General features: G+C 55.4%; 7 protein-coding genes and 1 pseudogene. 6 read left to right on the top strand and 2 right to left on the bottom strand.

The genetic code is table 11. The features are described from left to right. The 5 genes and pseudogenes from LLY24_RS09065 to LLY24_RS09045 all read left to right on the top strand — a co-directional run. Positions 1–380, top strand: a pseudogene (locus LLY24_RS09065) (bacteriophage T4 gp5 trimerisation domain-containing protein); the annotation flags it as partial. Continuing rightward, positions 371–1,171 carry a DUF4123 domain-containing protein gene (locus LLY24_RS09060; RefSeq protein ID WP_259035957.1) on the top strand — a complete coding sequence of 267 codons (801 nt, stop codon included), beginning with the start codon at positions 371–373 and terminating at the stop codon, positions 1,169–1,171. The pseudogene LLY24_RS09065 and the gene LLY24_RS09060, both read left to right, overlap by 10 nt. Beyond that, positions 1,168–3,075 carry an alpha/beta hydrolase gene (locus LLY24_RS09055; RefSeq protein ID WP_259035956.1) on the top strand — a complete coding sequence of 636 codons (1,908 nt, stop codon included), beginning with the start codon at positions 1,168–1,170 and terminating at the stop codon, positions 3,073–3,075. The genes LLY24_RS09060 and LLY24_RS09055 overlap by 4 nt, the downstream gene beginning before the upstream one ends. Then, positions 3,062–4,294, top strand: a complete 1,233-nt coding sequence (locus LLY24_RS09050) for a WD40 repeat domain-containing protein (RefSeq protein WP_259035955.1) — start codon at positions 3,062–3,064, stop codon at positions 4,292–4,294. Before LLY24_RS09055 ends, LLY24_RS09050 begins: the two co-directional genes overlap by 14 nt. Further along, positions 4,294–5,526, top strand: coding sequence for a WD40 repeat domain-containing protein (locus LLY24_RS09045; RefSeq protein WP_259035954.1), 1,233 nt, complete (start codon positions 4,294–4,296; stop codon positions 5,524–5,526). The genes LLY24_RS09050 and LLY24_RS09045 overlap by 1 nt, the downstream gene beginning before the upstream one ends. A gap of 459 nt (positions 5,527–5,985) precedes the next feature. Here LLY24_RS09045 and LLY24_RS09040 read toward each other — a convergent pair whose 3' ends face one another. Then, positions 5,986–6,417 carry a hypothetical protein gene (locus tag LLY24_RS09040; protein ID WP_259035953.1) on the bottom strand — a complete coding sequence of 144 codons (432 nt, stop codon included), beginning with the start codon at positions 6,415–6,417 and terminating at the stop codon, positions 5,986–5,988. A 291-nt stretch (positions 6,418–6,708) separates the two neighbouring features. Between LLY24_RS09040 and LLY24_RS09035 the strand changes: the two genes are divergently transcribed. Continuing rightward, positions 6,709–8,439 carry a proline--tRNA ligase gene (locus tag LLY24_RS09035; RefSeq protein WP_259035952.1) on the top strand — a complete coding sequence of 577 codons (1,731 nt, stop codon included), beginning with the start codon at positions 6,709–6,711 and terminating at the stop codon, positions 8,437–8,439. A 121-nt stretch (positions 8,440–8,560) separates the two neighbouring features. On the opposite strand, the gene LLY24_RS09030 is transcribed toward LLY24_RS09035, so the two are convergent. Beyond that, the gene (locus LLY24_RS09030; protein WP_259035951.1) at positions 8,561–9,754 is read right to left on the bottom strand and encodes an O-succinylhomoserine sulfhydrylase; all 1,194 of its coding nucleotides are present in this window, start codon (positions 9,752–9,754) and stop codon (positions 8,561–8,563) included. Positions 9,755–9,756 lie beyond the last annotated feature (2 nt).

The following is a 9,756-nucleotide window of genomic DNA, read 5'->3' as shown; positions in this document are numbered from 1 at the left end:
AGCTAACCGAAGCCGGGCAAGAGATCCACCACAAGGCAGGCAGCCAAGTCGTCCTGGACGCTGGCGCCGAGATCACCCTCAAGGCCGGCGGCAGCTTCGTCAAACTCGACCCCAGCGGCGTGACCATTGTGGGGGCGCAGGTGCGTATTAACTCGGGGGGGAGTCCTGGTGCAGGCAGTGGGCAGGCGGCGTTGGAGGCTTTACTGCCTGGGCATGTAGAGCCGGAGCAGCATGAGCGTATTGCGCCTTTGCAGCAGAACCAGCTGAAGACCGCCTCCCTGCAAGGCGCTGCCGTGGTTGAGATATGCCAGCGATTGAAGGACGGTAACGGTGATAATGTTCATCGCTGCGCGTTGGGAGATCAGTGCCCATGCCGGTAAGAGCATCTTCCGTTTCAGTCTTTTATCTCGTGGATCTGGCGCTTTATCCGTCGCTCTTGCGCAGGATGTTCGAAGCAGATGAGCGACCTGGCTACGAACTGTTATATCTGCAAACGTCTTATGCTCGACACGCGCAGCAAGGGCCGGTTCTGATCAATCCTTCAAATGCCAATGCCTGTGCGACGGCGTCAACATGGGTACAGCAGGGCGCTGCTATCGCGCTTCATACGCATGCACCGTTTTCAACGGTTGTAGAGCATTACCGTGGATTGCTGCATGTTGAACGATACGCCGCGCCTCCAGCCCTGTTTCGTTACGCCGATCCTCGTCTGTATGCCGGGTTGGCCGGTGTATTGAGCGAGGGTGAAATCCATGCGCTGCTGGGGCCCATAAACACCATGAAGGGCAATGGCTATGGTGAGATATGGCAGCTTGAATCACCGGCTCCTGATGCTGAGCCATTAGAACGATTTCGACTCACGGCGGTTCACGAACAGGCATTGCAGAGCGCACGCGATCAAGCATTCTGCCAGCAGTTGGCCAGTGACCATGATGTTTCATATCTACAAGCGAAGCAGTGGCTACAACAGATGAAGCAACTGCCCTTGGCCACTGAGTATGCGCGTTGGCAAGGGTGCCAAATACTGGCGGCGTCAGCTTATCACGTGCCGCTTTCTTACCAGCATATGGCACAGCTAGCATCCCATAACGGTTCCTGGCAGGCGCTGCTTGCTGAATTGAAAGCACTGGTCGGTGTACAAGCTCCTCTAAACGACGGTGATTACACATGACAGAGACCCTATCACCACCCCCTCTGCAGCCTAGTCGAGCAGGCGAAAGCGGCATTACTGCCCCTTCGCACTGCAGCGTTGCGGTTACCGTATTGATCGTACATAGCGATACCTTGGGCCGTTTTCTTCCCGAAGGTACGTCGGTCAAACTATGTGATTCCGAAGGGAATATCTTCAGCGCGCGCATTGATGCCGAAGGCATTAGCCGTCACGAAGGCGTAACGCCCGGTAAGGTCGCCTGGCAGTTGGAGAATACCCATGGCCTGCACTTGGTGGCAGTGGATGATAAGTTGCTAGACCCGCGCCAAGCGGCGGCCGCTCCTCCGGAGGTGGAGGTCGCTATAGAGGAGACGACCATTCAGGCCGCCTACCTCCCACCACCTATCAGCATTAATCTGCGCGACGAAAAGACGACGCCAGAGGACGATCTGCTTAGTGAAGATCAGTTGGAACAACTACAGTTGGCGGGTAACAATGCCACGTTATTTCTGCATGGATACAATGTGCCCTTGGGCGAGTACGGTACGTTTGCCTCCTGGGAGCAGCATAGCGATATCGATACGCCGTCGTTAGTAACTAACGCTCATACCGCTAGCCGTGCCACGATATTGCAGGATATAGAAAAGGTCGAGATGCCCGTTTCGATCACAGGGAGATACACTGCCAGCAACGCGTATCATACCCCCACGGAAAATAGGCCGGATAATGTTCGCGAAGCGCACTGTAACGGCAGCGGTGCAAGGAACTGGTTCGTTCACATGGAGTATCAGTTGAACCGCGCCGCAGGCATGACCGAGGAGGATTGGCAGCCCTATACCCGCATGGTGAGCATCGCCTGGTTTGGTGATACCGGAAGCGTTGATTTTTTCCAAGCCGAACTCAACGCGATGGCAGCAGGCCGACGCTTGGTGGCCTTGCTTGAACAACTTAACGAAGCAGGCATCGCGATCAATATCATCAGCCACTCGCTGGGTGCGCGCGTGGTGTTGACCGCACTCAATATCCTGGGCGAGCAGGAGCGCCACCAGTGGGTAGATAACCTTTATTTGTGGCAGCCAGCGGTAGCCGACAACGCCTTGGTCAACGATGCGTCTCAGGACAGCCATCCGTTAGGTATGGGGGTGTTCCCGGATGCTCATAAGGCTGCCCGTAAGATCGTGGTGCTTCAATCGCAGCAGGATGGCATTCTGGGGCCGCCGCCCAGTGAAGCGGAGAGCTTCTGGGCAAGAATGGTCCAATACATACCTAGTATTTGGTTAAGCTCAACGATAAATGCCATCAACTCGGCAGACGATAAAATGGATGCTGGATTGGGAAGAATCGGTGGCGCTTATACCAAAAAGTGGTGGGTTATTCCTATTGGGCTTGCCGGACCAGTAACTAATTATTATATCGATAAGGCGCCAGCCAATACGGTAAGACCGCCCACGCCCCGTCAGCCGCCAGTAGGTCCGGACCCCTATGGCCGTGAACGTGCCGCTCAAGCGTGGGCCGAATTTCGTGAGCAAGCCATTCAGGAAGCACGAGAGGCCATCGCCAGCACTGACCCTTTGCCCACTTACCACCTGCTGGCGCCACTTGCACATCATGCAGTAGTGAGTGAAGACCGGGCAGCCCATTATATCGATAGTTTGCAAAGGCTCGTGCGCAGGAATTGGCGGGCAGACAAGTCACCCAGGGCTGCGCTAGGGAGTATCGGATTTAATGCGGTTAGTGTCGAAAGTTTATTTATTGAGAACTTGCTACGTAACAAATTTTTTGATTTTGTTGATCAAACACCCTGGCTATTCGATCACTCGGGGATGAAAATTCCCAGTGATGAAGTATTTGAGAAGAGTTATGAAGAAGGAATTCTCAGGCCGTTATTAAGGGAGAGTGGATTTGGTAACTATGAACCGATCTAACAAGAAAATTATGGGGATTGGAGTGTTTGCGCTCATCCTTATGGTTTGGGGATTGCTGGCCTGGAAATCTTTGCATGAACTTGAGCCAGTGATTTCGCTAAGTATTTCCAGCGATGGTCATTATGTCATTTCTGCTCACGAAGACGGCGCGTTGGTACTATGGGATATCGATCACCAAGAAAGAGAAGTGCTTTCTGATAATGCCAATATCTACAGTGCATACTTTATCGAAAAGAGCGATGCCTTCCTGTGGCAGGATCAGGATGATGTGGTGTATGTACAGCGTGTTGGCGGCGAGGTAATTGAAGAATTCGAACATTTTCCGACGTATGGGCATGTAATGGACTCCACCTTTTCCGACTACCTGGCTTCCGATGAGCGTTGGAATATCTTTCATGGGCACGGGGACGCCATGCGGCCAGTCATGCAGGACGGTATTATCCCAAGCTTTGTAGGTTCAGGAAAAATATTGAAGATTACTCTCTCGGAACAGGGGCGGAAATTTGTATCGGCAGGCTCAGGCGACAGAGAGAGCCCAAGCGTCGATGAGGTGCAAGCGGTAGCGCCTGAACGCCGATTTAGTAATTATACGGGGGTAACTTTATGGGATCTTGATACTTTTCAGCCAATTGCCATGCTACCAGGAAATTCTTTCAAGGTAGACGCCACTATCAGTCCAGATGGTGAATGGGTAGTTAGTGGTGATGAAAATACATTAGGTTTTTTCTGGAACACTGAATTACCGGAAGAGCGACATGATATGGCTAGTTATAATTATGGTCTTTTTATTGAGGGCTTGCCAGAAGGGCTCCCCGAAGAAGATTACAGGGATGACAGTAAGCTAATTGATGTACCAAGAAAGAGTGAGCCCGATGAGTATGGTATTTATCGCCCTCTAGCTACGCCGACAACGATTTCCTTGGCCTTTATCAATGGTAGCGATGAATTCTTACGTATTGGCTACAGCCAGTATCGCAAGGATGGTTCCAGCCAAACTTATGCCGCACTCTTCGAAGCAGGCAACCCCTGGCCCCAAGAATATCTCGATCTAGGCACAGACCCTTTCCCTTCCATCAATAACTACTCCCGCAATCTAAGTATCGACTCCGCGCCCAACGCCAACCTCCTGGTCACCGGCCACGCCTTTGATGGGGGGATCACCGTGTACCGCTATGATCCCGAAGAGCGCACACTGACCAGGGAATGGGTAGGCCGATAATGCTGGCGAGCCTTAAAAACCGGCGCCGTGAACTGGCGATAATTGCCTTGGTGATTGGTGTCGGAGTATGGCTCTGGTCTACGCTTCACCGCCTGGAACCGGTGACCTCGCTCAGTATTTCCAGCGATGGCCGCTATGTGCTTTCCGCCCATAAAGACGGCGCGTTGGTGCTATGGGATGTTGAGGGCCAACAACGCGAGCAGTTGTCAAATGATGCTAACCTCTATAGTGCTTATTTTATCCCCGAGAGTGATACTTTCCTCTGGCAGGATCAAAATGACGTGGTGTACGTACAACGCGTCGACGGTGATGTGGTCGAGGAGTTCGAGCACTTTCCTACCTACGGCCATGTGATGTCAGCCGATTGGCAGCACTACCTTTCCAGCAACCGCACCTGGAATATTTATCATGGATATGGCGATGCGCTACGTCCTGTCCTGCTTGATAGCCAAAGTCCAAGCTTTACCGGGACTGGACAAGTCTTGAACCTGTCTATTGGGGGACGTTATTTTGTTTCCGGTGGTTCGGGAAGCCCTGGAGGAGAGCAGGAAGACTCGCCGCCAGTGAGAGAAGAGGACGACTTCCGTTTTTCTTCCAGCTATGGCGGGGTGACTTTGTGGGATATTGATACATTGGCGCCTGTGGCTAAACTACCCGGCAACTCATCCAAAACCTATGCCACCATCAGCCCCGACGGGCAGTGGGTGGTTAGCGGCGATGAGAATACTATCGGACTCTACTGGAGTACTTCCTCGCCGCAAGATCGGCACCATCTTGCAGACTATTTGAGTGGAGTGTATTTGGATAATCTACCAGAAGGACTAGAGGATGATGAATATTGGGACGATAGTGAATTAATTAATGGCCCAAGAAAAAACAATCCCGATGAGTATGGTATTTATCGCCCTTTAGCTACCCCAAAGACCCTTGCATTAGTTTTTATTAATAGTAGCAAAGAGTTCCTTCTTATCGGCCATAGCCATTATCGCAAGGATGGCTCCAGCCAAACCTATGCTGCCCTGTTCGAAGCAGGCAACCCCTGGCCCCAGGCGTATCTGGATCTGGGCACGGATCCTTTTCCCTCCATCAATGACTACTCCCGCAACCTGAGTATCGATTCCGCACCCGAGGCCAACCTGCTGGCCACCGGCCACGCCTTTGATGGTGGTATCACCGTGTACCGCTATGATCCGGAGGAGCGCACGCTGACCAGGGAATGGGTGGGACGATAATGCTGGCAAGCCTTAAACACCGACACCATGAACTGGCGATGATTGCTTTAGTGATCGGTGTCGGAGTAGGGCTCTGGTCTACTTCACCGCCTAGAACCAGTGACCTCGCTCAGTGTTTCCAGCGATGGTCGTATGTGCTTTCCGCCCATGAAGACGGCGCGTTGGTGCTCTGGGATGTTGAGCGCCAAGAAAGAGAGACCTTGGCCGCAGAAACTGAGTGCAACACCTGAGTATTTCGCTAAGGTGTTGCCCCATGTCTTACCTCGAACTCAGCATTGAAGAACGCGCCAGCATCCAGATGGGTCACGGTAATGCCTTTGCCCTCACGTAGGGCTTAAAGGGCAGCATCCACATCGAACGTAGGTTTGATCATGAGTCATCTCTTTTCGGTTCAATCTAAAGAAATGACACAGAATTATGAACACTACCAATATGGCCCCCTCCCCCTCGCTCATCACCTCAAAGCGTCGCCAACTTCGCGTGATCCAGCACACCAGACATGCGCACCATGGCGAGCGCTTCGTCGAGGCTGCCCATCTCTTCGACGATCAGTTCGTCTTCGAGGCTGACCGGCTGGCCTGCGGTATCGGAGAGGAGTTTTTCCAGCGCGCCGACATCCATGGCATCGTCGAGATGATGGGCATCGACGTTGGCAGTGGTGCGGCTTGGGAGGTAGATGGTGCCGTTGGAGAAGTCGACAGCGTAGGCGATCACGCCGGGCACGATGAAGAAGAGCAGGCCAACGCCGTTAGCGATGGCCACCACCGGGTCGATGTCGCCGCTAAGCTGCCCCTTGCGTTCGGGGTGAAATAGCGTACCGCACCCACTCAATGCCACAATTGAGGCTCCAACAACGGCGCGCGCCAACCAGCGATTAACGGTGGGGGTCATGCTTGCTCTTCCTTGGTGACATCGGCCGATGAGCGCTGCAGCGTCTCGACACGACGGTATATGAATAAACAGTATATGAATACACGTAATAAGAACCGCAGAAGTCTATCATAACCCGATCATGCTGGATGTCATCGTTGAATTCGCCCTTCTGACCGCCCTCCCGCCTAACGCTTGGACTTTGAGGCATTGGCCCCAGGTTTTGCCGCTGTCGCTGCTTGGCCGTACAATGGCGGCCACGTTCTATATCACTCAACTCGCTCACTATTCGCCCAAGGAATCTTTTCGCTCATGCGCGCCAGCCAACTATTGATTGCCACGCTCAAAGAGACCCCGGCCGACGCCGAAGTGATCAGCCACCAGCTGATGCTGCGTGCGGGCATGATCCGCCGCCTCACCTCGGGGCTATATACCTGGCTGCCTCTGGGCCTACGCACTCTACGCAAGGTCGAGGCCATCGTACGCGAAGAGATGAACCGCGCGGGCGCGCAGGAAGTCTTGATGCCTGCCGTGCAGCCCGCCGAGCTGTGGCAGGAGTCCGGGCGCTGGGAGCAGTACGGCCCCGAGCTTTTGCGCGTCAAGGACCGCCACGAGCGCGACTACTGTATCGGCCCGACCCATGAAGAGGTGATTACGGACCTGGTACGCAAAGAGATTGCCAGCTACAAGCAGCTGCCGGTCAACTTCTACCAGATCCAGACCAAGTTTCGCGACGAGATTCGCCCGCGCTTTGGCGTCATGCGCTCGCGCGAATTCATCATGAAGGACGCCTACTCCTTCCACCTCGACGAGGCGTCGCTGAAAGAGACCTACCAGGTGATGTATGACGCTTATACGCGCATCTTCACCCGCTTGGGGCTCGACTTCCGTCCGGTCATCGCCGATAACGGCTCGATCGGCGGCACGGGGTCTCACGAGTTCCATGTGCTGGCTTCTTCGGGCGAGGACGACATCGTCTTCTCCAACGCCTCCGACTACGCTGCCAACATAGAGAAGGCCGAAGCCCTTCCGGCGCCGCTGGGCAGCGATGCCAAGCGCGATGCGCCCAGCGAAGAGCTGCGTCTGGTCGATACGCCTAACGCCAAGACCATCGCAGCACTGGTCGAACAGTTCGACCTGCCCATCGAAAAGACCGTCAAGACACTCTTCGTCAAGGCCGCCGAAGGCGGGCTGATCGCCCTGCTGGTTCGTGGCGATCACGAACTCAATGAGGTGAAAGCAGAGAACCTGCCTCAGGTCGCAGCGCCGCTGACCATGGCGAGCGAAGAAGACATCCGCGCGGCCGTGGGCGCAGGTCCGGGGTCGCTTGGTCCTGTCGGTCTTGAACTTCCTATCATTATCGATCGCAGCGTGGCGCTGATGAGCGACTTTGGCGCTGGGGCCAACATCGACGACAAGCACTACTTTGGCATCAACTGGGAACGCGACGTTGCTCTGCCCGAGGTCGCCGATCTGCGTAACGTCGTCGAAGGCGACCCTTCGCCGGACGGCCAGGGTACGCTCTCGATCAAGCGCGGCATCGAAGTTGGCCATGTTTTCCAGTTAGGCAAGAAATACTCCGAGGCGATGAACGCCAACGTGCTGGGCGACAACGGCAAGACCAGCCACACCTGGATGGGCTGCTACGGCATCGGCGTTACCCGTGTGGTAGCTGCCGCCATCGAGCAGAACCACGATGATTCCGGCATTATTTGGCCCAACGCTCTGGCGCCCTTCCACGTCACTCTGGTGCCGATGAACGCGCACAAGTCGCAGCGTGTACGCGAAGCCTCCGAGCGTCTTTATCAGTCGCTCACGGCGGCGGGGCTGGACGTGCTGTTGGACGACCGCGATACCCGCCCCGGCGTGAAGTTCGCCGATCAGGAGCTAATGGGCATTCCCCATCGTGTGGTCATCGGCGACCGCAGCCTCGATAACGGCGAGCTCGAGTACAAAGGGCGTACCGATGCCGAGGCCACCATGGTGCCTGAAGAGCAGATCGTTGCTTTCTTGCGCGAAAAAGCGGGCCTTGGCGCGAGTTGATCGCTCGGCTTAGCCTGATGCATTGAAAATAAAAGGGCCGAAACGTTATGTTTCGGCCCTTTTTAGCACTTCTATATCTTCAGCACTTCTTTATCGAACTCGTTTATCGAGCTAGCAGCGACTAATTCACCAGCGGATCGAGCCCGCGGGCAAGATCGCGCTTCAAATCGTCGGTCTCCTCGAGCCCTACGGCCACGCGAATTAGCCCAGGGGCAATGCCCGCTGCCTCGCGCTGGGCATCGGAAAGCCGCCCATGGGTAGTCGTTGCCGGATGGGTAATGGTGGTTTTGACATCCCCCAGATTACCGGTGATCGACATCAGACGCGTGGCGTCGATGACCCGCCAGGCGTTCTCCTGCCCACCGACGACCTCGAACCCAAGCACCGCACCAAAGCCTTTTTGCTGCACCTTAGCCAGCGCATGCTGCGGGTGGCTTTCAAGGCCGCTGTAGTGCACTTTGGCCACCCCCGGATGCGCTTCCAGCCAGCGGGCAAGCTCAAGGGCGTTGGCACAGTGCGCCTTCATCCTAAGCGACAGCGTCTCCAAACCCTTGGTAAAGATCCAGGCGTTGAACGGACTCAAACAGGGACCACAAGTGCGCACCACGCCAAAGAGCTCTTCGAGTACGTCGTGCTTACCCACGATAGCCCCACCGATCGCCCGCCCCTGGCCATCGATATATTTGGTCGCCGAGTGGATGACCAAATCAGCTCCCAGTTCGAGGGGCTTTTGCAGCGCCGGGGTCAAGAAGCAGTTATCGATTGCAAGATAAGCGCCGTGGGCTTTGGCGAGCTTGGACAGCGCGGCAATGTCGGCGATTTCTGACAGCGGATTGGACGGCGTCTCGGCGAACATTAGCTTGGTTTGCGGCGTCATTGCTGCTTCCCAAGCCGCTAGGTTCGAAAGCTCGACATAGCGCGTGGTGATACCGAACTTGCCCAAGTACTTATCGAACAGGCTAACCGTCGAGCCGAACAGCGAGCGCGAAGCGACGATTTCGTCGCCCTGGGAGAGCAGCGCCAGCGCCGTGGACAGAATCGCCGCCATACCAGAGCTCGTTGCCACACAGCGCTCACCGCCCTCAAGAGCGGCTAAACGGCGCTCGAAGACATGCACGGTCGGGTTAGTAAAACGCGAGTAGATGTTACCCGCCTCCTTGCCACCAAACTTGCGTGCCGCTTCCGCCGCGCTTTCGTAGACGAAGCTCGAGGTGGGAAAGATCGGCTCGGCGTGCTCCTGCTCGAAGGTGCGTTTGTGCCCGGCGCGAATGGCGAGCGTGTCCAAGCCCCACTGATCGTCGTTGCTACCTTGCATGC

The sequence above is a fragment of the Halomonas dongshanensis genome (assembly GCF_024790395.1).
GTDB classification, from domain to species: Bacteria; Pseudomonadota; Gammaproteobacteria; order Pseudomonadales; family Halomonadaceae; genus Vreelandella; species Vreelandella dongshanensis.
Note: the sequence above shows the minus strand (reverse complement) of the source record. Positions and strands in the feature narration are given on the sequence as shown.